Annotated in this window: 1 protein-coding gene; it reads right to left on the reverse strand. The window is 68.8% G+C overall.

All coding sequences use genetic code 11. The features are described 5' to 3' along the window. A partial coding sequence (locus tag BN4575_RS22870) for a hypothetical protein (protein WP_218060807.1) occupies positions 1 to 462 on the reverse strand: 462 nt, incomplete at both ends.

A 462-nucleotide genomic window follows, 5' to 3' on the forward strand; every position in this document is an offset into this window, starting at 1 on the left:
CCTGCGTCTCGAGCTGGCCGAGGACCCAGCGCTCGGTGTCGTTCTTGAACGTCCGCGTGACGTTGAAGGTGAGATCGACGCCGCCCGTCGAGACCTCCTCGGCGCGCACGTTGCCGAACTCGTCGAAGTCCGTCACCTTCGACACCGAGTCGCGCAGCACCGTCGCGCCGTCGCTGCCGCGCTCGATCTCCCGCACGTACGCCTCGATGGACGGCGCCGCGCCGCCCGGGGGCGGATAGACCCCTTGCGCTCGCTTCACCCGGCGCTCGGTCGGCAGCGTGAAGTACGTCGCGCCGTCGTTCGTCGATACGAGCGTCCGCGTCACGTCGACGAACGAGAGCTCGATCTGCTCCGGTCTAGGCTGGCTCGCCAGCCCCGGTGCCCAGCGCAACGTCCGCTGGGCGCTCCCGGCGAAGGGAAAGACCTGCAGCTCATCGTCGAAGGTGACGTGGTCGTAGACGT

The organism is Aeromonas sp. EERV15 (genome assembly GCF_900079845.1).
Classification (GTDB): Bacteria; Pseudomonadota; Gammaproteobacteria; order Enterobacterales; family Aeromonadaceae; genus Aeromonas; species Aeromonas sobria.